The sequence below is a fragment of the Synechococcus sp. BSA11S genome (genome assembly GCF_014224355.1).
Classification (GTDB): Bacteria; Cyanobacteriota; Cyanobacteriia; order PCC-6307; family Cyanobiaceae; genus Regnicoccus_A.
In genome coordinates this window covers 65,453-88,440 of the sequence record NZ_VNWP01000010.1, presented here as the reverse complement: position 1 = coordinate 88,440, position 22,988 = coordinate 65,453, and the positions used below count along the sequence as shown (strand labels likewise).

Below are 22,988 nucleotides of genomic sequence, written 5' to 3'. Positions count from 1 at the left end.
TCACCATGCTCGGCCTGGAGCGCTTTCCGAGCCATTCAGGCCCGTCCTACCCCTGGCTGGCACGACGGGACGTCAACAGACACTGCTGCTCACGTTCCTGCGCCCGCCTGTTGACTGAGCGCTACCCGCAGACCGGCGGAGAACAAGGCTGGGGCGTTTGCGATGGGCTCCCGCTCCGTAGTCTCAGCCACATCCCCAGGGGTTGGATGGACCTTCGCAGGGCTGAGGGCCTGATGATGGCTTTTCAGCGCGTATCTCATGATCATCAGGTTCTGCTCTACCGCATCCACTGGCCCTGAGCTTCGTGTGGCTTTCGGCCTCTTCGCCTTCCGCCCGCAGATTGTCTCAACTCGTTAAGATGCTCTAAATCCGACCGTTCTTGATCTCTTTAGGTCTATAATTTTCTAGCGTGCGTGAGTTTCGGAGATAAATGATTGAGCTTCATTCGCTTGCTCTGGCGTCCGCTCTGAGATGAGCATACTGATCAGCTACTCCAAGATCCTTGAGATCGTCGGTGACATCATCCGGGTCGAGGTACCGCCAGGTGGTCACGATGGCGAGACAGCCCCTCGCTTCAACGACCTGGCGGTGGTGCAGGGTGCGGATGGCAGGTTGTCTCTGGCCCAGGTGATCGAGCTGCGGGAGACGGTTGTGGCCCTGCAGGTGTTCCAGGGCACCAAGGGTGTCTCCACCGACTCCCAGGTGCGCTTCCTCGGACACCCGATGACCGTCACCTATTCAGGCAACATTCTGGGCCGGGTGTTCCGTGGCACGGGCGAGCCGATCGATGGCGGCCCAAGCCTTTCGGAGGATGCCTGCGTTGCGATCGGCGGCCCTTCGGTCAATCCGATGCGTCGCATCCTGGCCTCAAAGATGATCCGCACCAATGTGCCGATGATCGATATCTATAACTGCCTGGTGGAAAGTCAGAAGATTCCTATCTTCTCTGTTTCCGGTGAACCCTTTAACAACTTCCTTGCCCGGATCGGTATTCAGGCCGATGCCGACGTGGTTGTGTTCGGCGGGCTTGGGCTGATTTTCGATGATTACTATTCCTTCCGCAAGACCTTCGAGGAGGCTGGCGTCTTCCCACGTACGGTGATGTTCGTGAATCTCGCTTCCGATCCCGTTGTGGAGCGCACGTTGATTCCTGACATGGCCCTGGCGGTGGCGGAACGTTTCGCGGTGGAGGAGGGCAAGCGGGTGCTTGTGCTGCTCACGGACATGACCGCGTACGCCGATTCCCTCAAGGAGATCAGCATCGCCATGGATCAGGTGCCGGCCAACCGCGGCTACCCCGGCAACCTCTATTCCCAGCTGGCCCGTCGCTACGAGAAAGCCGCCGATTACGCCCAGGGTGGATCGGTCACCGTGCTTACGGTCACCACCATGCCCGGCGACGATGTCACCCATCCGGTTCCCGACAACACCGGCTACATCACGGAGGGCCAGTTCTACCTTCATGATGGAATGATTGATCCCTTCGGATCGTTGTCACGTCTCAAGCAGAACGTGATCGGCAAGGTGACGCGGGAAGATCACAATCAGGTGATGAACACCACCATTCGCCTCTATTCCGGTGCCAGGGATGCCCAGCAGAAGCAGGCCATGGCCTTTGAGCTCTCCGAGTTCGATACCAAACTGATCAAGTTCGGTGAGCTGTTCCGTACGCGCTTCATGGACATCAATGTGGATCTTCCCCTTGAAGCTGCTCTCGATCTGGCCTGGCAGACGATGGCGGAATGCTTCGAGCCCGAGGAGCTGCTGATGAAGCAGCCCCTCATCGACAAGTATTTCCCCAGGCAGGCGCAGAAGCCATGAGCAGGCTTTCCCTGACCAAGGCCTCGCTGACGCGCCAGAAGGGCCTGTTGAAGACCTACCACGATGTTCTTCCCTCCCTCGATCTCAAGCGGCGGCAGCTCAGTGCCGAGCGTGATCAGGCCAGCCAGTCGGTGAAGGCCCTTGTGGAGCGGCTCCGCTCCCTGGAGGACGAGGTGGGCAGGGTCTGCCCGATGCTCGCCCACCCGGAGATCCTGCTCGATGGCCTCGTCTGCCTCACCGACGTGCAGGTGGGGGAGGAGAACCTGATGGGTACCCGCCTGCCCAGGGTGGACCGGGTGAGCGTGGCGGTGGCGGATTACGGCCTGCTCTCCCTGCCCTTCTGGGTCGACCGGGTGGTGGAGTGTCTCAAGGACGCTCTGCGCACCAGGATCGAACTTCAGGTGGCTGAGCAGCGGCTCGAGCGGCTGCGGGAGGCTGAGCGCACGGTGACCCAGCGGTTCAACCTGTTCGACAAGGTGCTGATCCCCCGCACCCGCGGCACGATCAAAACGATCACGATCTACCTCGCCGACGCCGAGCGGGCCGGAGTGGTGAACTCCAAGATCGCCAAGCGCAAGAAGGAGAAGGTGCTGAGCCGATGAGCATTGTCCCCTTGGCGCGCGTCACCGTTGTCGGCCTCTCTGCCGACAAGGACAACCTGATCGATGGGCTGCAGCGGCTGGGCTGCGTGCACCTGATCCCCCTGGCGGCGCCTCCGGAAGAGGGCACCTTCGTCACGGCCCGGCCGATCGAGGAGGCGCGGCAGGCGCTGCGTTACCTGAGTGACGTGCGGCGGCGGCGCCATCAGACCCGCGTGGATGCCGACTTCGATTTCGATCGCCTCATTGCCGAGGCCCTGGCCACACGACAGCGCCAGCGGGAGGCCGAGGATCGGCTCCTGGCCCTGGAGGCCCGGCTGCGGGAGCTCGAGCCCTGGGGTGATGTGGCCCTGCCCGACCTCGATCAGCTGGGCGGACAACGCCTCTGGTTCTATCGGGTGCCCCATCCGAAGGCCAAGCCGTTCCGCGAGGCCCTGGCCAGCCTGGAGGTGCCGTTTCAGCTTCTCTACGCAAGCCCCCGCCACCTCTACTTTGCCCTGATCGCCTCTTCGGAGCCCGATCCGGAGGCCCTGCCCGTGCCCCGCTCCCATGTCGGCTCCGAGCCCACCGCCGTGGTGCGGCGGCAACTGGATGCAGCCCGCACAGCCCTCGAGGAGGTGGAGGCGGACCATGAAGCCCTGAGCCGCTGGATCTTCCTGCTGTCGCGGCACCTGGCCCGAGCCGAAGACTCCCAGGCCCGCGCCCAGGCCAGTGGCATGACTCAAGACGACGGCACCCTGCTGCAGCTCCAGGGCTGGTTGCCCAGGCGCGATCTTGCCCGTCTCGATGCGTTCGCACAGCAGCACGGTCTGGCCTTCCTGGCGGAGAAGCCCGAACCGAAGGATGCACCACCCACGCTCCTGTCCAATCCGGTCACCCTGACCGGAGGTCAGGACCTGGTGACCTTCTACGAAACCCCCGGCTATCGCGACTGGGACCCTTCGATCGTGGTCCTTTTCTCCTTTGCCATCTTCTTCGCCATGATCCTGGCCGATGCCGGCTACGCCCTTGTGCTGGCTGTGCTGGTGGGCCTGCTTTGGAAGGGGATGGGGCGCAGCCCGGGAGGGCGACACTTCCGCATCGTGGCGGTTGTGGGGCTCAGCTTTGCGCTGCTCTATGGCGTGCTGGCGGGAAGCTATTTCGGCATTGAGCCCCCGGCGGCATCGCCTCTGGCGCGGCTGAATCTCCTGAACCTGAATGACTACGACGCAATGATGAAGGTCTCGCTCGTGGTGGGCTGCCTTCACCTGCTGCTCGCCAACGGCATCGTGGCCATCCGCGGCCCTGGCGTGGCGGCCAGGGCGAAACCGATCGGCTGGATGGCGGTGATCCTTGCCGGGCTCGTGGTCTATCTCGGAGCGGGCACGGCCTGGGCGGGGAATGTGGGTGTGGGGCTGGGGGCCGGTGGGTTGCTCACCATTCTTCTGCTGAGCAGCGAGCGGCCGATCGCCCATCCGGCTGATCTGATCCTGCGTCTTGTTGATGGTCTGGGATCACTGACCAACATCTCCAAGCTGTTCGGCGATGTGATGAGCTACCTGAGGCTCTTTGCCTTGGGCTTGGCCAGCGCATCTCTGGCGGTTACGTTCAATCAACTTGCTGCGCAGATCTATCACTCAGACGTACCATTGGGTCTACCGATTGCCATTCTGATTCTGCTGCTTGGTCACGGTATCAACCTGTTGCTGGCAATCATCAGTGGATTTGTGCATGGCCTGCGCCTGAACTTCATCGAATTCTTCAATTGGAGCCTTTCCGAGGAGGGGTATCCCTTTCAACCCTTCGTTAAAAAGGAGCCTGTTTCTTGAACGACCAATTTTCTCTCCTGGTGCTTGGCTGGATCGGTATCTACGCACCGGTTGCCCTCGGCGCCATGGGAGCGGCCATCGGCTGCACCATCGCCGGCCAGGCCGCCATCGGCGCGATGATGGAAGTGAACAGTGGCTATGGGCGCTTCGTCGGTCTGTCGGCCCTGCCTTCCTCGATGTCGATCTACGGCATCGTGGTGATGTTCATTCTCAACCGCCCGGTCAGTCCTGGGAATGCCGGAGGCCTCTTCGGCATCGGCGTGCTGGCCGGGGTCGCGTTCCTGGTGGCCGCGATCTATCAGGGTCTGTGCTGTGCCTCGGCGATCGCGGGCTCGAAGTCGAAGCCTGAGATCTTCGGCCTCGCGCTTGCCCCGGCGGCGATCGTGGAGGGCTTCGCGGTGTTCGCCTTCGTGTTCGCCCTGGTGGCCGCCGGCGGCATCCCGGCCACCTAGGGCCGTTCGTTCATCTCGTCCCCCAGCCACACCGCTGCAGGAGTCATCCCATGCCCAGATCAGGATCCAGTCGCCAGGAGACCCCCGCTCAGGTGGCCGCCGGAGTGGAGCAGCTGATCGCCCGGCTGCGCGATCAGGGGGTGGAGGCGGGCCGCAGCCAGGCCGATCAGATGGTGGCGGAGGCGCGGCAGGAAGCCCAGCGCACCGTGGACCAGGCTAGGCAGCAGGCTGACCAGATCCTGGCGGAGGCCCGCCAGGAGGCCGAGAATCTGCAGACCTCCGGCCGTCACGCCCTGGAGCTGGCTCTGCGGGATGCGGTGCTGGCCATGAAGACCCGCCTGATGGAGCGCTTCCGTGGTGAGGTGAGGCAGCTGGTGGGGGAGGAGCAGCAGAAGCAGGAGATTCTCGAAAAGATGATCCTGGAGGTGGTGGGCCGGGTGCGGCCGGAGGCGGACCGCTCCGAGCAGATGGAGGTGCTGCTGCCGCTCCATGTGGCCGGCCTGGCCGAACTCAGTCAGAACCCCGAGGAGCTGGAGAAGGGGGTGCTCACCCACTTCGTACAGCTGATTTCCCGCTCCATGCTGCGGGATGGGATCAGTTTCGGTGTGGCGCGGGACGGCGAGGCGGGGATGCGTGTGCGGCTGGAGGATCGCGACGTGGTGCTGGATCTCACCGACAGGGCCGTGGCCGAGGCCATCCTCGAGCATCTGCAGCCCCGCTTCCGGGCGCTGCTGGAGGGCGTCGTGAAATGACCCCCCGGTACACCACCCTGATGGCCAGCCTGCCGCCCCTCGGCGGCCTGTTCGAGGCCCGCTCTCCGGCGATCTCCCGGCTGAAGCTGGAGAGACGGCTCACTCAGCTGGAAGACGATGACCGTCGCAGCCTTGACCTGGCCATCAGCATCCTCTCCCAGTCGATGCGGCCCCAGGATCCGGACGGCGGCCCCAGCGATGCCCGCCTGCTGGAGGAGACCCGGGCCTTCTTTTCTGAGGTCACCAATCCCCTGCTGCGTCACCTGGTGAGCCATCGCCTCGATCTGCGCACCGTGCTGGCGGCCCTGAGGCGCCGCCATCGGGGGGAGGTGGATCCGCCCCTGGGCCAGCCATGGGGATTCGGCCCCTGGGTGGCCACGATCGAGCGCCACTGGAAGGAGCCCACCTTCCGGCTGGAGGCGGTGTTTCCGTGGATCGTCGAGACCGCGCGACTGCTGGAGGCCGACGATCTGATCAACCTCGAGCGGCTCCATTTCTCGGTGATCTGGAAGGAGATCGACCGTGTGGCCCTTGGGCACCACTTCGATTTCGAAGCCGTGATGATCTATCTGGCCCGCTGGAGTCTGGTGGAGCGCTGGTGCAGCTTCGACGCCCAGGCCGCCACGGCCCGCTTCCGCCAGCTGGTGTCCGCCGGTCTCGGCACCGTCACCGAAATCCCCGCCGCCTCCTGATGAACGACTCCTTCAACTCTGCCCGTGTGGTCGCTGTTCAGGACGACCTGGTGACCATTGCCATGGCGACAACGGCGCCGCGGCCGATCCTCAAGAACGAGGTGCTCTACATCCTTCCGAAGCACAGGGAGGGGGAGCGACAGGAGCGGCTCAAGGCCGAGGTGCTGCGCGTGCATGGCAGCACCGCCGATGCCCAGGTGTTCGAGAGCACCCGGGGGGTGGGGATCGGGGATCCCGTGGAGCAGACGGGCGAGCTGCTCTCGGTGAAGCTGGGCCCTGGGCTGCTCACCCAGGTGTACGACGGTCTGCAGAACCCCCTGGCTGGCCTCGCCGCCGGCTACGGCACCTTTCTGCCCCGCGGGGCTACGGTGCCCCCCCTCGACACCGAGAAGACCTGGTCGTTTCAGCCCACGGCCCGGATGGGCGAAACCCTGCGGGCCGGCGATGTGATCGGCACGGTGCAGGAGGGGCGCTTCACCCACAAGATCATGGTGCCCTTCGACCAGTCCGGCCAGGTCACCCTGGACTGGATCCAGCAGGGTTCGTTCACGGTGGACACGGTGGTGGCCCGGGTCACCGACGCGAGCGGCCACAGCCGCTCCCTCACCCTGGCGCAGGACTGGCCGGTACGGCGGGCCCTGCCGGAGCTGCTGCTGCAGAACCGCTACTGCGAGCGGCTCTATCCCGAGGAGCCGATGATCACCACCCAGCGGATCGTCGACACCTTTCTGCCCATTGCCCGCGGTGGCACCGGCTGCATTCCCGGCCCGTTCGGTGCTGGCAAGACCGTGCTGCAGAACCTGATCTCCCGCCACTCGGATGTGGATGTGGTGCTGGTGGTGGCCTGCGGCGAGCGGGCGGGGGAGGTGGTGGAGACCATCACCGAATTCCCGAAGCTCACCGATCCCAAGACAGGGGGATCCCTGATGGATCGCACGATCATCATCTGCAACACCTCCTCGATGCCCGTGGCGGCCCGGGAGGCCTCCATTTATACCGGTCTCACCCTCGGCGAGTACTACCGCCAGATGGGCTGCAATGTGCTGCTGATCGCCGATTCCACCTCCCGCTGGGCCCAGGCCATGCGCGAGACCTCCGGCCGTCTCGAGGAGATCCCCGGCGAGGATGCCTTTCCCGCCTATCTGGATTCCTCCATCAAGGGGGTGTATGAGCGCGCCGGCATCATCCGCACCAACGACGGCAGCGTCGGCAGTCTCACGATGATCGGCACGGTGTCGCCCGCCGGCGGCAACTTCGAGGAGCCGGTGACCCAGTCGACCCTCAGCACGGTGAAGGCCTTCCTCGGCCTGAGCGCAGAGCGGGCCTACAAGCGCTGCTATCCGGCGGTGGATATCCTGCTCTCCTGGTCGCGCTATTTCGGCCAGCTGGAGGGGTGGTTCGCCAGCCATGTGGCTCCCGACTGGGTCGATCGGGTGAAGGCGATGAATGATCTTCTCCGCCGCGGCGATGCCGTCAACCAAATGATCCAGGTCACCGGTGAGGAGGGTGTCACCCTTGAGGACTTCATCCTCTACCAGAAAGCCCAGTTTCTCGACATGGTGTACCTGCAGCAGGACGCCTTTGATGACGTGGATGCCAGCTGCCCGATCGATCGGCAGAAGCGATCCTTCGAGCTGGTCTGCGCGCTGATCAACCGCAGCTACCACTTCGAAGACAAGGCGGCTGTCAGGGACTACTTCACCCGTCTGACCGGTCTGTACAGGAACCTCAACTATGCCGCGGAAGAATCACCCACCTACGCCGCCTTCCGCAAGCAGATCGACGACCTGTCCGCTGCGGCGAGCCAGCGACAGCAGCCTCTTCCAGAGACGCATCCCGTGGCAGGTTCGACAACCAAGGTCTAGAGAGCAGGGATCCTGTTCGGCTTGAGCTTACTCATTCAAGAGATCTTCTCTTGCCTTGTCCAGGTCCTTGCGTGCCGCATCGCTAACTTCTGGGTAGTGCAGGCCCAATGAATCCAGGGCTTCAACAATGGCCGCCGCAACCACCACGCGGGTGAACCATTTATTGTCAGCAGGCACAACGTACCAAGGTGCGCGCTCTGTCGCTGTGTGGCGAATGGTTTCTTCATAGGCGTTCATGTAGTCATCCCAGTAGGCGCGCTCACGGATGTCATTGGCGGAAAACTTCCAGTTCTTGTCTGGATTCTCGAGGCGTTGAAGGAAGCGCTTTTTCTGTTCTTCCTTGGAGACGTGCAGGAAGAACTTTCGAATCACGATGCCGTTGTTGGTGAGATAGCGCTCGTAGTTCCTGATGTCGCGGAAGCGATCCTTCCAGATGTCCTTGTCGACCAATGCCTTTGGCAGGGTCTGCCTGGCAAGCATTTCTGGGTGAACACGAACCACGAGGGTCTCTTCGTAGTAGCTGCGGTTGAAAATGCCAATCCTTCCCCGCTCGGGCAGCATGATGTTGCTGCGCCAGAGGTAGTCATGGTCGAGATCGACGGCTGAAGGGGCTTTGAAGGAGCTCACCTGGCAGCCCTGAGGATTTACCCCACTCATCACATGCTTGATGGTGCCGTCTTTCCCGGCTGCATCCATTGCCTGGAAGATCAGCAGCAGGGCCCAGCGATCCTGGGCATAGAGAAGGTCCTGAAACTGAGCAAGCAACTGAACGCCCATGTCAAGGGCTTCTTTGGCTTGAGACTTGTGCTCTTTGCCAAACTGAAGAGTGTTACCAGGATCAACCTGCTTCAGGTGAAACTTTTCGCCATCATCAATGCGAAAGGGTTTCGAGAACTTCTTCGCGCGTCCAATGAGATCTTGCTGTTCACTGTTGAAGATCTTGCTCATGACGACTGCCTACGACTACACTCAGCATCGGGGTCAGCGGCTGGTGCAGCCTCCTTCGGTCGCAAAACGTTGGAGGGACAGGTGACTGCCGTTGAGGTTGGGTCGTTATGGTCTCCTGCACGCCTCAACAGGCTTACCTTGAGGGCCTTCTGCCGGTTGATCAGGGAGGGGCAGCCTGGTCGCGCTGCCCGGTGCCAACTACGGAGGCGGGTGCGCCTACCTAATCGTCGCCGGACAAGCCTGAAGCGGCTGGCGGGCTACCTACTGCTGAGCGTGCTGGCCACCATCAATCCGCCCGGATTCGTGAACCACCAGCAGTCCGAATCCTTTGCCCTGCCGGAGAAGAGCGATTCTCACCAGAGCCTCGAGGCGGAACAGATCGATGTCATCAACATCAATGATTTCGCTTTCGTGAGCCTCATCAGCGTGGTACTGAGTGTGGCTGGCCCGTTCTACATCTCCGCGGTGATGGTGGTGCTGATCAGCCGTCTTCATCAGATGGAGGAACCACCGCCGCTGGGGTGGCGGGATCGCTGACCGGTTCGACCCGCTCCAGGTGCTCCAGGCCCACCTCCACCCCCATGTGCTGGTCGGGGCGTCCGGTGATCAGCAGCGAGGCCCGCTGCTGGGTGGCAATCACCCAGAGCCATTTGGTGAGGAGGCTGAGGCGGTTTTCGCTGGCGGGCATGAAGGCCAGGTGGGCCAGGCCCCACAGCAGCCAGCCGAGCGGACCGCTCACCCTCAGCCCGCGCAGGTCGGCCACGGCGCAGAGGGGGCCGATCACGGCCATGCTGCCGAAATCGCTCCAGCGGAAAGGGGCGTGGGAGCGGCCCGCCAGGCCGGCCACGATGTCGGCCGCCACCCACCCCCCCATCTGCACCGCCGGGCCCGCCATGCCCGGCAGGGCCTTGCCGTCGTCGGTGTGGCTGTAGGAGCAGAGGTCGCCCACCACCCGGATGGCGGGATGGCCAGGGAGGGAGAAATCCGGCTCGACGATCAACCGCCCGCCCCGATCGAGCGGAGCCCCGGTGCGCTCAGCCAGCAGCTTGCCCAGGTGGGAGGCGCGCACGCCGGCGGTCCAGCAGAGGGTGGCGGCCTCCAGCGTCTGCTCGCCGTCGGCGGTGCTCACCGTCACCCGGCCCGGCGCGATGGCTTTCACCCGACCCCCCAGCAGCAGCTCCACACCGCGGGAGCGCAGGTAGCGGCCGGCGGCTTCCGAGAGGCTGGGGTGCATGGCCCGCAGCAGCCTGTCGCCAGGATCCACCAACGTCACCTGGCAGTCGGCCGGATCCAGCTGCTTGAAGTCGCGCCCCACCGCGTGGCGCAGCATCTCGTTCACCGAGCCGGCCAGCTCGCAGCCCGCGGGGCCGCCCCCCACCACCACCACGGACTGCAGGAAGCGGCGGCGTTCCGGGTCGGGGGTCTGCTCGGCCTCCTCGATGGCCGTCAACAGGCGACGACGCACCTCATCGGCGTGCTCGAGGATCTTCATCGGTGGGGCGTGCTCGCGCCACTCTTCATGGCCGAAGTAGGCGCTGCCCGAGCCGGTTGCCAGGATCAGGTGATCGAAGGCCAGGCGGCGGTCATTGAACACCACCTCCTTCGCCTGTGGGTCGATGTCGATGACTTCCCCCAGCAGGATCTGGATGTTGGGGGCCTGGCCCACCATCTGGCGCAGGGGTGAGGCCACGTCGGCCTCCGCTACCAGGCCTGTGGCCACCTGGTAAAGCAGGGGTTGGAAGAGGTTGAAATTGCGCTTGTCGATCAGGGTGACGCGCACCGGCTTGCCGGTCAGGACGTGGGCGGCACGGAGGCCGGCGAAGCCGCCCCCCACGATCACCACATGGGGCAGGGGGTGCAGGGTGGCATCTGGAGGGGTGAGCTCGAGGAAAAAGCGTTCCTTGGCCATGGGCGTGAGGACTGAAGAGAGGGTGGTGGATGGTACTGAGAACGATGCTTTCAGATCGGCTCAACGACCTTGGTTTTCATAACAGTGCGGCAGAGGCCTGCTTGCATAGCGCTCACGCTAAAAACGCTCACTACATGGAACACTCTCTATCCCCAGTCTCTTCAAGACTCCTGGGTGAAGATCACTGCTCACTGATGCTGCCGGCCACCCAGAGGGTATGTCCCTAAGGGAGGTGGCCGAACACGAGCGGAGATGCTGAAAACGATCGGCTTGGTTGCTCCGAATCGTCTCCAGAGAGGTCCACCGCGGATCGCGTTGATGCTGCAACGCCTCAATGCGTTGGCGGTCCTGGCGGCTGATGCCACTCCAACGCAATAACCGATCCGCCAGGGTGGGCGGTCGGTCGTGACGCCGACGCGAGCGCCGCCCTTCCCGACGGTCGATCGCCTCAAACGGAGTCCGCTTGGCCGACGGCTGGTAGGCTACTGCTTGTAGAGATCCAAGCTCACTTCGGCCCGACCACTGGTGGCCGTGAAGGCGTTGGCGCCGGCGCTCCACACTCAGTTCCACCTTCGCTGGTCGCTCCCGGAAGGGGAAGGGTTCCGGCACGGTGGGCTGCGCCAGCAGGTCCGCAGCGACTGCAGGCCATCGATGGCCTCGGAGGAAAGGTTGATCTGAAGCAGAATCTGAGCCCTGCGGGTGCACTCCTCATCGGTGGCGTCGGTCTGCAGCAGACGCACCTGCCGCTGGGCCCATAGCAACACCTCTTCCGCCCGCTGGCGTTGCTCCCTTGAGGTCTGTGGTTCTGGGGAGGATGCCACCATGGCCGGCAAGGGGCGGCCGTCGGACGGCGTGCTGGAGGACCTTGGGCGACGCCAGGGGGCTCCAGCCTTCCGGGCAAAGCCACGTCGGACTCTGACACCAGCTCGGAGGCCACCCTCGTTCGTACTGGCTTGCCTGAAAGGGCATGGCGCCCAGGGTGCAGTCGGTTTGCTAAAGCTCTGGGCTGGATGCCGGCAAATTTGCCATGCAGCAATGAAGGATGGCTATCTCGACCTGGCGATCATCGCCATCATTGTCTATCTCTACGGTCTCGTTTCGGCACGGCTGAGGAGTTCTCCCCTGTCCGGTGCCCTCGTGTTCCTCGTTCTGGGAGTGCTGCTGGGCCCGGCCGTCCTGGGCTGGCTGAGCATCAGGCCCACATCGGAGAACCTGAAGGTGATCGCCGAGCTCACCCTGTCCCTGATCCTGTTCACTGACGCCGCCAACGCCAACCTGCCCGTGCTGCGGCGGAACACCCGCCTGCCCGTTCGGCTGCTGGCGCTCGGCCTGCCGTTGACGATCCTGCTGGGGGTCGTGGTGGGAGCCGTCCTGTTTCCCGATCTCCAGCTGGTGGAGGTGGCCATCCTTTCGGTGGTGCTGGCCCCCACCGATGCGGCCCTGGGGCAACCGGTGGTCTCCAACCCCCTGGTGCCTGCGGCGATCCGGGAAGACCTCAGCGTGGAGAGCGGCCTCAACGACGGCATCTGCGTTCCTCTGCTGCTGGCCCTGCTGGCCATGGCCGGCCAGGCTGTTCCTGGAGGCGAAACCCTCACCTTTCTGGGTGTCCTGTTTGTGCAGCAACTCGGGCTCGGCCTGCTGCTGGGGGGGACGATCACCTTGGCGGCCGTCTGGGGTCGCGACCGCTGCCGGGAGCGCCACTGGATCAGCGACGACTGGCAACCTCTGCTCGCCATCGCCCTGCCGTTCACCTGCTTCGCCGTGGCCCAGGAGCTCGGCGGCAGCGGTTTCATCGCCTGCTTCACCGGAGGTCTGCTGTACGGCGCCCTCATCGGTCGCAGCAAGGCCGAGGAGCTGGTGGCTGCCGAAGCAACGGGGGACTCCCTCTCCCTGGTGACCTGGGTGGCCTTCGGTTCCGCCTCGGCCGTGGTGGCCGTGAGCCAGCTCAGCTGGAGCACCCTGGCCTATGCCGTCCTCAGCCTCACCGTGGTGCGCATGGTGCCGGTGGCCCTGGTGATGGGCGGACTGGGCCGGGATCTGCCCACCAAGTTGTTCGTTGGCTGGTTCGGCCCCCGTGGGCTGGCGAGCATCGTCTTCGCCGTGCTGGTGCTGGATGCGGCCCTGCCCCACGGCCGACAGCTTGTGTCGGTGGTGACGTTCACGATCCTGCTGAGCATCCTGGCCCATGGTCTCAGCGCCTCCCCCCTGGCCGGCCGCTACGGCCGCTGGATGAAGGCCCACGGGGGCTGACCGGCCATGGAAGCAAGCCGAGTGCAGGGCGGCAACAGACCACTCCCTCCGCCTGCTTTGGCAGCGGCCTGGCCAAACCCTTCCTGCCTGGAGCCCGACTTCCGGGAGCATGAGCAGCGATCCGATCAGAAACCTTCTCCTCGTGATCCGCTGCTTCTCTTTTCTCAGAGATTGAGTTCTGGATTGACGGTTTCCAGGCCAGCAGAGAGTTCACGCACTGCTTTTTTCACGGTATGGAAGTTGGTCGTGGCGCTCTCGAGGCCATACCTGCGCAGCTGGTGCATCAGATGCTGGGAGGTGACCACGACGGCCAGTTTCAAGGCCCGGCCATCCAGCTCTTTACGCAACTGAGTGAGTGTTTTTGCAGCAGAATAATCAATGTCATCAATGCCGGTGGCGTCGATCACCAGGCCCTTGATCGCAGGCTGATTCTGATGAATCAGAGCCAGGATCTCCTCCTTGAAGTGATCGGCATTGGCATAGAAGAGGTTGGCTTCGAAGCGATAGGCCAGAATTCCAGGAGCGGCAAACACACCCGGCGCAATGGCCACCGTCTGCAGGTGGAATCCATCGGGACGCTCAGCATCGGGTGTCCAGAGGCAGGTGCGGGCCCGATAGGTGTGGCGCACCTGGTCGATCAGCGAGAGGATCACCGCCAGGGCGATGCCCTCCATCACCCCCACCAGCGCCACGCTGAGCACCGTGAGGGCAGCGATCACGAATTCATTTCTCTGCAATCGGTAAAGCTCAGCCATACCCCGCACGTCGATCAGTTTGATCCCGATCAGGAAGACAATTGTGGAGAGAACCACGTTGGGTAGAAGACCCAGTGGCCCTGTGAGGAACAACAGGACCAAGAGCACGACGATCCCGGTGGTCAGGTGGGTGATCTGGCTGCGCCCGCCTGCCGCATCCACCATCTCCGTTTTGGTGGGGCTGCCGTTGACCACGAAGGTGCCACTGATGCCGGCGCCTAGATTGGCGCAGGCCAGACCGATCAGATCCCGGTTCTCCACGAAGGTTTCCTGGTAGCGCTGGGCATAGGCCCGGGAGGTGGCGGCACTCTGGGCGATGATCACCAGGAAACAGGACCCGGCTGCCGCGAAGACCTTGTCGTAGCGAATCCCCTGCAGCGGCGGCAGGGACAGATGGGGAAGACCGCTGGGAACGGTTCCCACCACACCGATGCCATGGCTCTGGAAATCCAGCAGCCAGCTCGCCAGGACGGCTCCGATCACGGCGATCAGGGCCCCGGGCAGTTGTGGGGCCCATTTCTTTGCCACCAGGATCACCACGAAGACCGAGATCGCCACAAGCGTTGCTGGCCCGTTGGCCTGGCTGACGCGCTGAACCACCGACAGCACCTGTTCGAGGGCTCCGGATCCCTGTCTCGGCAGACCGATCAGCCCGCCCAATTCGCCTGCAGCCACCTGGAGGCCAATACCGGTGAGCAGGCCGATCAGGGCGCTGCGGGACAGGAAATCCGCCAGGAAGCCCAACCGGAACAGGGCGGCGAGCAGGAGCATCACTGCCACCACCAGGGCGGTGAGGGCGGTGAGGCCCACGTATTCGGGGGAGTAAGGAGCCGCCGCACCGATCAGGGTGGCCGCCAGAATCGCCGCGGTGGCTGAATCAGCTCCCACCACCAGGTGCCTGGAGGAGCCCAGGGCTGCAAAGGCCAGCACCGGCAGCAGCAGGGTGTAAAGCCCTGTGATCACAGGCGTCTGGGAGATTCGGGTGTAGCCCATCACCTCCGGTATCGCCAGGGCCGCCAGGGTGATGCCCGCGACGCCATCACGAACAAGAGTGCTGCGGGTGAGAGGGCCCAGGCTCTGGAACAGCGTTGATCGCATGCCTCGGGTCGTCATCGGGGCGTTGACTCTGAAGGCCCGCCGTGGGTCCCTGTCTTCACCAGCACCGACGCCGTGCTGCCGAGGCGGAGAATCACCGGTGGCGGCACATCCTCAACCTCGATTCTTACGGGAATTCTCTGGGCAAGGCGAATCCACTCGAAGGTTGGATTCACAGTCGGCAGCAGGAATTCGCCCGTGCTGCCATTGTCCTGGGCGATGCCCCAACCGATGCTTTCCACCTTGCCCACAAGGGGGTGGCTGGGATAGCTCATCAGGGTGACCGTGGCCTGATCTCCCGGCTGGATTCTGCCGATCCAGGTCTCACGGAAGTAGGCATCGATCCTGAAGCTGTTTCTGTCCACCAGGGCCAGGGCTGGCTGATTCGCCACCGCCTGGCTGCCCCGTTGCAGGTTGAGGTTGGTGACAAGCCCATCGACCGGGGCACGAACGGTGGTGAACTCGAGATTCAGTTCCGCGTTTCGCAGGGCGGATTTTGCCGCTCGCACCTGGGCATTCTGGTCACCCGGCGCCCCAAGTTTGGCAATGGCCTGTTGCAGGGATGCTTGTGACTGGAGCAAGGCGGATTCAGCCTGGAGAATCGCAGCCTCGGATTCTGCCACATTGCTCTGGGCCGTGAGATAGGACGCTGTCTGATCATCGTATTGCTGCCTGGTGATGGCACCGGATTTGATCAGTTGTGCTGCGCGGTCGAAATTGGCTTTGCTGTCAATCAATTGCGCATTTAGGCCGGTTAACACAGCTTTTTCTTTGGTGATCAGCGAGCGCGCTTGCTTCACATTGGCTCTGGCTGCTTCCACCTCCTTGGCCAAGGCGTTCACCTCATCGCGGGTGTTGTCGAGATCGGCCTTCGCCTGTTTCACACTGGCTTCAAACGTGCTGGGATCGATCTCAAAAAGAAGATCTCCTTTCTTTACCGGTTGGTTATCCTTGATTGGCAGGCGGATGATCGGACCGGAGATTCTGGAGGTCACCTGGATGACGGTGGCACGCACCTGGCCGTCCCGAGTCCAGGGATTGCGAATGTAATCCCCGAATTTAACCCCCAATAAGCCAAGGGCGACAACGACCACAATGGTGGTGGGGAGATGGCGGCGCAGCTTGGGGTTCATCTTCATGCTGGCACAAGAAAGATGCTGAAGATAACCGCATAGATGATGCTAAAGGCGAGAAACACAAGCAACGGGTTCTCAAAATGGTGGAACAGATCGGCTTTGCTCAGAGCAGTGGCAGTGCCCCAGGCGGCCGCCATTCCGAGCAGAACGCATAGAAATAGTGGAGCAAAGAAAACCCCACGAATTTCAGCCTCGCGAGGAGGATGGCGTTGCAACGAGAACAACAGAGTCAGCAAAAGCGTGATTGCCTCCATCTCTTCCATTCAAACCAACCGGCGATCCCCTGCAACTCGCGCATCGCCGATTCAAGACGAAAACCGCAGCCAAGCCACAGCGTCAGACGGACCATGTCGCGTTCCGTCGCTTGGTCTGGGGGGACGCCATTGAGCTGGGAGCAGCAGCCCTCGTTGATGGTCTCCACCGCCTGCAACGCAGACTCCAAGTGGAAGATAGGCGATGGCAGTACGCCGTCTTCCAAGGATTCTTGATAATCAGGAAGCGAAGCAGATGGCAGGTTGAATGAAGGGCCGTTCAGTCGTGGCGGTGTCTGGCTCCATTCATCCAGCCACAGCGATACTGATTGAACGGCATTCACCAGTTCATCTATTTGAGCCATATTTGATCTTAGCGCCTGAAGCGGCAGTTTCGCGGCCAGCGAGGCCAGCTTCGCTGGAATGTCGCGGGCCGCTTTACGATGGAAGGCCAGCCGCATCCTTTGCGGCCATCGGAGCTGGGTGTGGGCCATGTGCGTCGTCAATGCGACGATCGCATTGGTGCTGAACATCAGCCGCCGCAGCAGTCTTAGGGCCTGCCTTTCAGGAAGCCAGGAAACAGGTAGGTCTTGCGAAAATGATAAAATAGAGAATGTCACAATGACGGCGATACTGAGATTGAGAAAGTTGATGAAGTTATAGGTTTGTTGATTCTGAATGCTGCAGGCAACGATGAATAAACACATGGTGAGCATCCTCATTGGGGCATTCTTGTAGTAGTAAGTGCCAATCGCAAAGCTCGCCATAGCCAGGACGCTAGCGAGGCCGAGAAACCCTTCCAACCTGGGAAGCACAAAGACATACACCACACCAGTCGCCAGAAGAGCTTGAAGTGCCGGTGCGAACAAGATCTGCCCTCTGAGCATCGGCGTCTGGGCCATCGTCAGGCCGATGCTTGGCATCAAGGAAATGATCGTGAGTCCACTGGGAAGGCCAGGAAGGTAGATCCACAGCAGCACGGCGATCCAGATCTGTACCATCAGTCGGCTGGCCAGCCAGAGATGATCCGGATCGATCATGGCCAGCCGTGTGTCCAGGTGCGGCCGCAAGCCGGAAGAAGAGGCCTCGCCATGGCCGGAAGACAGTGGGTTCATGAGGCCCCACAGGCGATCGCTGAGCTCGTCTAGATGTTGCAAGGGCCTCCAGCTGGCCTGGAGATGGGCTCGCTCTTGCATCGAGCACTCCATCCTCTCGGGCGAGATGGCCCCCAGCAACGGTGGAGATGGCGGCAGCGATCCTGGTGATTGCCCCGCCATGGCTTCCCCCATCGCTGCGAAGCGTTGATCCACCCCCTGTCGCAGGAGGCTCACGGAAGGGTCCAACAGACGTCGTTCCCGTTCAGCCAGACCCAGACCGGCGAGCCGAACGTGGTTCAGAACCCTGGGCAGGGCCCTGAAACCCAGTGCCACATGATGCCAGCGGCGACGTTCCATCCAGATGGAGCCACTTTCCAGCGCGGCTGGCGCCACCAGGGATTCGAGTGTGGCGGCCTCGGCATCGAGTTGCCGGAGATCCTTTGCCGTCTGGGGATCGCCCGTGCTCTTGCCCGCGTAGGGGGCTAGACATGACCCCAGCAGGGAGTCAAGCCGTTGCGACATCGCCATGATGTTGGCCTGGACAGTGCCTCCCGTGCTGCCGGTGGGGATGAGAAAACCGCTGAAGGCATAAGCAAGAATTCCTGTTCCCGTTTCCTGCAGGCGCTCCATGGCGACGTTGAAGTCTGTGAGGCCATCGGGTGGTCCACCATCGATCGCGATGATGGCAGCCACAAATCCTGACACCATCCAGGCGTAGGGATAGGGGCTGCCCAGCATGCGATAGCAGCAGAATCCCTCGTACAGCGAGAGCGAAAGAAAGAACCACCAGCGGTCCTGAGGAAACAGTGCAATCAGGCTCAGGGCCACCACAGCTGCCGCGAGGGTTCCCACAATGCGCAAGATGCTTTTCAGCAGGGATTGGCCGGCGCTGTCCAGACTCAGCACCGTCACGGAGATGCCTGCCCAGAACGGCTTCTGCCAGTCCATCGACAGGGCTACCGCGTAGGCCATAACCATCGCGAGGGCAAGGCGCAGGCCGAATCGGATACGAGGGGAGAGTTTCACGCGCTTGACCGCCCCGTCGAGTTGACTTTGCAAAGAGCCTTTGCCAAATGGTAAACTACTTTGTAACCAGTGCCTGATCCATTCAGCAACATTTCTGACCAGAACAGAGAATACTGACAGGAAGGAGATAGCCCATCATATGGGTGTTTACTTTGGATCATACTCGTTTCCCCCTTAGGCCCTGCACCGAATGGGAATCACCGCGATGGGCATTGCGCTACATCATTCCCGGTTTGCAGGCATGCTTGGCCTTGACCAATACCAGAATAGCTGAGCATGGCTTGATCAAGATAGTCATGGATAACGAGGAGGGCTTTCAACTTCTAGGCTTAGAGCGATTGCGAACACCATTGGAAGGCTAACAACTGTTCCCGTTTTAGGCTTTTTGTCACCACCATGGCAGCGAGGAGGGATCAAGGCATTCTCCAGTATCACCTAACCATGGGTGAGTGTGAGACACTGAAAGACTGCATGACACTTTATTACAGTATTCAAGTACATTGCCTGTCAAGCCCGCCTCCGTTGCTAATGCAATAAGCAGGGCTGGTTTACTTCGAACAGCCTCCTCCAGAATGGCAATTGCAAGAATAAGAAGGCCATTCCTATTGGCCGTCACCTTTGGACTGGCTCTGCTGATTATCCCCGCATCCCCTGGGATCGCAAGGGTGGCGACAGAAAACGCCGCTAATGACAGTAGCAACACCCTAAAGCAGCTGGGCTTGAGCCTAATGCTGCTGTTGTTCGGTACGTTGCTGCAGATGGCGGCTACAAACATCATGCTCGCTTGGATTAACAGCCGCACGTTTCAGCGATGGTCCAAGACACGCTCAGTTCGATCGACCATCGCCATGATGCTCTCGTTGTTTGTGCTGTTTGTCACCGCCGTCTTACAAGTGTTGCTGTGGGCCCTCCTCTATGACCTGGGAGGAGCGCTGGACTCGTTTAGCGAAGCACTGTATTTCTCCCTGGTCACCTTCACGAGCCTGGGTTATGGGGATGTGACGGTAGGAGTGGATTGGCGTTTGGTGGCTGGCTGTCAGGCACTTTCCGGCCTGCTCCTTGTGGGATGCAGTACGGCACTGTTGGTGGTGGTGCTACAGCGCATCTGGTTAGCCCGACACCAAAATTACCCGAATTGAACAACTTATATCCTTGGGGCCCCCGGGGCCAGGAAATATGTCACCCCTTTCCCTCGGCATCTGGGGGCTTGAGGAGCTCAGACCAGCAGTAACAGCGCCCTCGACAAGCACTACATCATCATGACGATATTTAAGTCGTTCAGTAAGTTGTTGAAAACCATCTAACTACTATCGGAGATTCACTTTGAGCAAAGTGTACCTGCTGAGGAGCTGGCTAAATCTCGAACTGCAGGGTCTATCCCCTCATTTGGATTCTTCTTTCTCCTCACGCTGGCATCGATAAATGTAACCCTCGGGCTGATTACGAACAGCTCTGCGGTAATTATAGGCGCCATGATTGTGGCACCACTGATGAATCCGATTCTCAGTCTTTCATTTGCCACTTCAACGGGTAACTGGGCCTTGTTCTTCCGCTCAGGACTGACAACAGTGTTGGGCTCTTTTCTGGCCATTGGAGTGTCTTATCTTGTGACGGTGCTATCGCCGTGGGATGTCGCTGGCTCAGAACTTCTAAGTCGAACTCGTCCAACAATGCTGGATCTGGGGATTGCAATTGCAGCTGGATCAGCGGGTGCATTCTCATTGACAAGGATGAGTATCGCCAGCTCAATTGCGGGAGTAGCTATTGCAGTAGCTTGGGTTCCTCCCCTGTGTGTTGTGGGAATCGGGCTCGCCGGAGGAAGCACAATGACGGGTGTATTCGGCAATTTCTATGTTACAAATCTCGATGTTGCAGGCGGAGCATCCCTACTCTTTTTAGCAAACCTGATAGGTATAACGATCTCGGCCTGTTTGGTTTTTGTACTTCAGTCTTATGGCAGCTTGCGCAAGGCGCTTATGACGCTTGCTCTAGGGCTGCTCGTTGCGTTCATGCTATCTCGGCCCCTTGGGACATCGCTGCATGAATTTGCAGTGGACAACAGAGTTCAGCTCGAATTATATGGACTGCACAGAGACGGTAGATTCCGAGATATCAATCTGATTCATCGTGTTGATACCAAATTAGTTAATGGCGTAGCCTATGTGAATATTATCGGTGCAGCCAATGAGGAATTCATTAGGGATCAAGTAAACATCGGCATCCTTGATCAGCGCATCTTCAATGCGATCCAGTCTATGGGAGTTCATACCATGCACATTACCATCCGGATTGCGCCCATAGAAATCTTTGAATACCGCAATACCAGCACTTCCTATTCATACCAACCCTAGCCAGGCAGGCATTGCGGTGGGTAGGCATGGGGTGTGACGTCTTGGGCTGTTGGGTCGCACCACAACCCTGTCGGCCTCGCACCCCTTTGTCAGCCGGAGCAACCTGGTGGCACTACACATTTAGACATTTAGAGACCGCGAGGTCATGCGGTCGCTTGACAACCCCAGGGCGTTCGTCACCCTCCAGACGGTGGATCGAGGCGCGGAGAGTGTTTTGCGACATGGCGGAGTCTGCAGCGTTGCTGTCGTAGATCCACGGTCTGCGGTAATTCCTGCAGATCGAGCATCTGCCCCTGGGCGTTGCCGAAGCGAGCCAGCCACTTGTAGGCACTGTGCAGATTCCCCCCGGATTGCGCCGCAAGGGGTTTGAGGGGCACTCCCACTTCGAGGTGCTGACGGATCAGGCGTTATCGGTTGATCGGCGTCGGCTGGGCCAGTGGCTGGCTCGGCATGGCAGGTGAGATCGCCAGCTGAACATCCTGGTGGGACCACACACCTCGTTCAGTGGGAACCAGTCCTATGGCGGGGCGGTGATGGTCTGCTGAGGCCTCGGCGTTGCGGGGGTGGCTTCGACCAGTGGCACCCTGGGATCTCCCCAGCCGGTTGCCGGCAGCAGGGGTGGCGCTCCCGCGGAGGGGCGGGCGGATTGGCCTGCGCCCAACACCTGTTGCACCCAGCTGAGCATCAGACCCCGCAGCACGGCCTTGTCGGCTGCTGCTCCTGGGCGCAGGTTGAAGTGTGTGCCGCCCCCTGCCAGCACCAGCTGATGGCCGCGGCTTTCCGGCTGTGCCTGGAACGGGGTGAGGGCTTCGGGGCCAAAGGGCACCACCCAGTCCTTCGAGCCGCTCACCACGAGGGCCCGGCCATTCATGGCCTTGGAGGCCCCTTGGTCGAAGAGGAGCCGCATCGGTGGGCTCACGGCCACCACGCCGAACACCAGGGGTTCCGCCACTTTCGCCTGGTTGGCAGAGCGCAGAAAGCTGCACTGCAGCACCCAGCTCACATTCATCTCGGTATCGTTCAGATTCCCGCAGCGCTGCCCGAGCCTGGCGTCGCTTGGCTTGAGGCCAGCCAGCTGCAGCGCGGTGATCGCCCCCCAGGAGTGCCCCAGCACCACCACCTGCTCGGAGGGGATCGGGCCAAGAGCAAAGCGGTCAGCATCCACAGCTGCCAGGAGGGCGCGAACATCCAGGGGGCGCAGGCCCAGCTCCTCGGGCTCCGGTGGGGGGATGGCGCCCGAGAGCATGGCGGCCTGCTGGGCCTGGTCACTGCCGGGGTGCTCCGGCAGCAGCACCGCATAGCCATGGCTGGCGAGATGGTGCCCCCAGCCCTCGAAGTTCACGGGGGCATCCCACAGCCCGTGGGAGATGAACACCAGGCCAATGGGATGCTCCCCCTGCGGCAGCAGAGCGACGCTGCGCAGGGGGTGCTGGCGATGGGACACCGGAAGCCGCAGCTCGCGGCGCCGCACTGTGTAGCGGCCCGGCAGGTTCAGATCCGGATCGGCTCCCACAGCGGGCTGTTTCGCGAGCAGGGTCTGGGCCGGTGCCTGCTGGCGCTGCAGCCGATCGAGCGAGAACAGGGCGCGCTCCAGATCGATGGAGGCCCGCTTGCCGGGCATGGCCCGCAGCAGGGAAAGCAGCGTCACCGACCCCTCCCGCTCACTGAGGCTCAGGGCAAGGGAGAGCTTCTCCCCGCTCAGATCGGTGGGCAGACCATCGACGCGGACCAGAGCTGTGGTGGCCAGGAGGGCTTCCCGCAGCAATGGCGAGCCCACGGAGCCCTGCAGCCCCTTGGCCACGCCGGGGGGAAGCTGGATCGGGTGGTTGAACAGCCGCAGCACTTTCGGCCCGATCACGCCATCGCTGGCACGGTCGAGCTCGGCCAGGTCGCTGTGGCCAGCCAGCAGATCCCCGGCACTGCTCAGTTCATCCAGCCGCACCACCAGGTTGGCGCCGATCAGGGGCAAGCGGAGCTCGAGTTCTTCGAGGGCCACTGCCGGCTCTGCCCCCAGCAGCAACGGGGCTGCGGCCAGCAGGCTGCCGGCAAGAACCGGGAGCTGGGTGCGCCGTGGGCCGCGGCGGAAACGATCCATCGGGCTGGAGAAGAACAAGAGAACTTCCGCGACCGTGACGATCAGTGCCGGCCACCTGATGAAAGTGTATGAAGCCCGGTTCCATC

General features: G+C 61.9%; 19 protein-coding genes. 11 read left to right on the top strand and 8 right to left on the bottom strand.

Features of this window, described 5'->3' with window-relative positions; translation table 11 throughout:
• The first annotated feature begins 471 nt into the window (after positions 1-471).
• The 7 genes from FPZ61_RS10480 to FPZ61_RS10450 are packed head-to-tail and all read left to right on the top strand — an operon-like array spanning position 472 to position 7,989.
• Entirely contained in the window at positions 472-1,821 is a 1,350-nt protein-coding gene (locus FPZ61_RS10480; RefSeq protein ID WP_185466468.1) for a V-type ATP synthase subunit B, read from the top strand.
• Positions 1,818-2,423, top strand: a complete 606-nt coding sequence (locus FPZ61_RS10475; protein WP_185466466.1) for a V-type ATP synthase subunit D — start codon at positions 1,818-1,820, stop codon at positions 2,421-2,423. Before FPZ61_RS10480 ends, FPZ61_RS10475 begins: the two co-directional genes overlap by 4 nt.
• Positions 2,420-4,228: a V-type ATP synthase subunit I gene (locus FPZ61_RS10470; protein WP_185466463.1), complete on the top strand. Its 1,809-nt coding sequence runs from the start codon at positions 2,420-2,422 to the stop codon at positions 4,226-4,228. The genes FPZ61_RS10475 and FPZ61_RS10470 overlap by 4 nt, the downstream gene beginning before the upstream one ends.
• A complete protein-coding gene (locus tag FPZ61_RS10465) occupies positions 4,225-4,680 on the top strand; it encodes an ATP synthase subunit C (RefSeq protein ID WP_185466461.1) in 456 nt (151 codons plus the stop codon). The genes FPZ61_RS10470 and FPZ61_RS10465 overlap by 4 nt, the downstream gene beginning before the upstream one ends.
• A 50-nt stretch (positions 4,681-4,730) precedes the next feature.
• Positions 4,731-5,432 carry a hypothetical protein gene (locus FPZ61_RS10460; RefSeq protein WP_221629989.1) on the top strand — a complete coding sequence of 234 codons (702 nt, stop codon included), beginning with the start codon at positions 4,731-4,733 and terminating at the stop codon, positions 5,430-5,432.
• Positions 5,429-6,124, top strand: a complete 696-nt coding sequence (locus FPZ61_RS10455; RefSeq protein WP_185466459.1) for a DUF2764 family protein — start codon at positions 5,429-5,431, stop codon at positions 6,122-6,124. Before FPZ61_RS10460 ends, FPZ61_RS10455 begins: the two co-directional genes overlap by 4 nt.
• A complete protein-coding gene (locus FPZ61_RS10450) occupies positions 6,124-7,989 on the top strand; it encodes a V-type ATP synthase subunit A (RefSeq protein ID WP_185466457.1) in 1,866 nt (621 codons plus the stop codon). Before FPZ61_RS10455 ends, FPZ61_RS10450 begins: the two co-directional genes overlap by 1 nt.
• Before the next feature lie 27 nt (positions 7,990-8,016).
• Here FPZ61_RS10450 and FPZ61_RS10445 read toward each other — a convergent pair whose 3' ends face one another.
• A complete protein-coding gene (locus FPZ61_RS10445) occupies positions 8,017-8,937 on the bottom strand; it encodes a polyphosphate kinase 2 family protein (protein WP_185466455.1) in 921 nt (306 codons plus the stop codon).
• A gap of 210 nt (positions 8,938-9,147) precedes the next feature.
• Between FPZ61_RS10445 and FPZ61_RS10440 the strand changes: the two genes are divergently transcribed.
• Positions 9,148-9,474 (top strand): hypothetical protein, encoded by a 327-nt coding sequence (locus FPZ61_RS10440; protein WP_185466454.1) that lies wholly within the window; start codon positions 9,148-9,150, stop codon positions 9,472-9,474.
• Here FPZ61_RS10440 and FPZ61_RS10435 read toward each other — a convergent pair.
• Together FPZ61_RS10435 and FPZ61_RS10430 are read right to left on the bottom strand one after the other, a co-directional pair.
• Complete coding sequence (locus tag FPZ61_RS10435; protein ID WP_185466452.1) at positions 9,419-10,846, bottom strand: NAD(P)/FAD-dependent oxidoreductase; 1,428 nt, start codon at positions 10,844-10,846, stop codon at positions 9,419-9,421. The two genes, FPZ61_RS10440 and FPZ61_RS10435, sit on opposite strands and share 56 nt — an antisense overlap.
• A 560-nt stretch (positions 10,847-11,406) precedes the next feature.
• Positions 11,407-11,667: a hypothetical protein gene (locus FPZ61_RS10430; RefSeq protein ID WP_185474821.1), complete on the bottom strand. Its 261-nt coding sequence runs from the start codon at positions 11,665-11,667 to the stop codon at positions 11,407-11,409.
• Positions 11,668-11,881: 214 nt separating this feature from the next.
• On the opposite strand from FPZ61_RS10430, the gene FPZ61_RS10425 reads away from it, so the two are divergent.
• Entirely contained in the window at positions 11,882-13,096 is a 1,215-nt protein-coding gene (locus tag FPZ61_RS10425; RefSeq protein WP_185466448.1) for a sodium:proton antiporter, read from the top strand.
• 164 nt (positions 13,097-13,260) lie between these two features.
• Here the strand turns inward: FPZ61_RS10425 and FPZ61_RS10420 are convergent, their stop codons facing one another.
• From FPZ61_RS10420 to FPZ61_RS10405, 4 genes are read right to left on the bottom strand one after another with little or no spacing between them, the layout of a single operon-like run.
• Positions 13,261-14,949 (bottom strand): SulP family inorganic anion transporter, encoded by a 1,689-nt coding sequence (locus FPZ61_RS10420; RefSeq protein ID WP_185466504.1) that lies wholly within the window; start codon positions 14,947-14,949, stop codon positions 13,261-13,263.
• A gap of 11 nt (positions 14,950-14,960) precedes the next feature.
• On the bottom strand, positions 14,961-16,079 hold the full coding sequence (locus tag FPZ61_RS10415) for an HlyD family secretion protein (protein ID WP_185466502.1): 1,119 nt from the start codon (positions 16,077-16,079) through the stop codon (positions 14,961-14,963).
• 2 nt (positions 16,080-16,081) lie between these two features.
• A complete protein-coding gene (locus tag FPZ61_RS10410) occupies positions 16,082-16,336 on the bottom strand; it encodes a DUF1656 domain-containing protein (RefSeq protein ID WP_185466446.1) in 255 nt (84 codons plus the stop codon).
• Positions 16,312-18,456, bottom strand: a complete 2,145-nt coding sequence (locus tag FPZ61_RS10405) for an FUSC family protein (protein WP_185466443.1) — start codon at positions 18,454-18,456, stop codon at positions 16,312-16,314. The genes FPZ61_RS10410 and FPZ61_RS10405 overlap by 25 nt, the downstream gene beginning before the upstream one ends.
• Positions 18,457-19,061: 605 nt before the next feature.
• Here FPZ61_RS10405 and FPZ61_RS10400 point away from each other — a divergent pair.
• Together FPZ61_RS10400 and FPZ61_RS10395 are read left to right on the top strand one after the other, a co-directional pair.
• A complete protein-coding gene (locus FPZ61_RS10400) occupies positions 19,062-19,595 on the top strand; it encodes a potassium channel family protein (protein WP_185466441.1) in 534 nt (177 codons plus the stop codon).
• Positions 19,596-19,928: 333 nt separating this feature from the next.
• Positions 19,929-20,807, top strand: coding sequence for a DUF389 domain-containing protein (locus FPZ61_RS10395; RefSeq protein ID WP_221638141.1), 879 nt, complete (start codon positions 19,929-19,931; stop codon positions 20,805-20,807).
• A gap of 517 nt (positions 20,808-21,324) precedes the next feature.
• Here FPZ61_RS10395 and FPZ61_RS10390 read toward each other — a convergent pair.
• Positions 21,325-22,902 (bottom strand): alpha/beta fold hydrolase, encoded by a 1,578-nt coding sequence (locus FPZ61_RS10390; RefSeq protein ID WP_185466437.1) that lies wholly within the window; start codon positions 22,900-22,902, stop codon positions 21,325-21,327.
• Positions 22,903-22,988 lie beyond the last annotated feature (86 nt).

What these genes read in the sequence shown, in the direction of transcription:
- FPZ61_RS10475 (WP_185466466.1), top strand. Translation starts at nt 1,818, where the DNA reads ATGAGCAGGCTTTCCCTGACCAAGGCCTCGCTGACGCGCCAGAAGGGC.
- FPZ61_RS10460 (WP_221629989.1), top strand. Translation starts at nt 4,731, where the DNA reads ATGCCCAGATCAGGATCCAGTCGCCAGGAGACCCCCGCTCAGGTGGCC.
- FPZ61_RS10420 (WP_185466504.1), bottom strand. Translation starts at nt 14,949, where the DNA reads ATGCGATCAACGCTGTTCCAGAGCCTGGGCCCTCTCACCCGCAGCACT.
- FPZ61_RS10470 (WP_185466463.1), top strand. Translation starts at nt 2,420, where the DNA reads ATGAGCATTGTCCCCTTGGCGCGCGTCACCGTTGTCGGCCTCTCTGCC.
- FPZ61_RS10395 (WP_221638141.1), top strand. Translation starts at nt 19,929, where the DNA reads ATGATTGTGGCACCACTGATGAATCCGATTCTCAGTCTTTCATTTGCC.
- FPZ61_RS10455 (WP_185466459.1), top strand. Translation starts at nt 5,429, where the DNA reads ATGACCCCCCGGTACACCACCCTGATGGCCAGCCTGCCGCCCCTCGGC.
- FPZ61_RS10390 (WP_185466437.1), bottom strand. Translation starts at nt 22,902, where the DNA reads ATGGATCGTTTCCGCCGCGGCCCACGGCGCACCCAGCTCCCGGTTCTT.
- FPZ61_RS10415 (WP_185466502.1), bottom strand. Translation starts at nt 16,079, where the DNA reads ATGAACCCCAAGCTGCGCCGCCATCTCCCCACCACCATTGTGGTCGTT.
- FPZ61_RS10410 (WP_185466446.1), bottom strand. Translation starts at nt 16,336, where the DNA reads ATGGAGGCAATCACGCTTTTGCTGACTCTGTTGTTCTCGTTGCAACGC.
- FPZ61_RS10450 (WP_185466457.1), top strand. Translation starts at nt 6,124, where the DNA reads ATGAACGACTCCTTCAACTCTGCCCGTGTGGTCGCTGTTCAGGACGAC.
- FPZ61_RS10480 (WP_185466468.1), top strand. Translation starts at nt 472, where the DNA reads ATGAGCATACTGATCAGCTACTCCAAGATCCTTGAGATCGTCGGTGAC.
- FPZ61_RS10445 (WP_185466455.1), bottom strand. Translation starts at nt 8,937, where the DNA reads ATGAGCAAGATCTTCAACAGTGAACAGCAAGATCTCATTGGACGCGCG.
- FPZ61_RS10435 (WP_185466452.1), bottom strand. Translation starts at nt 10,846, where the DNA reads ATGGCCAAGGAACGCTTTTTCCTCGAGCTCACCCCTCCAGATGCCACC.
- FPZ61_RS10425 (WP_185466448.1), top strand. Translation starts at nt 11,882, where the DNA reads ATGAAGGATGGCTATCTCGACCTGGCGATCATCGCCATCATTGTCTAT.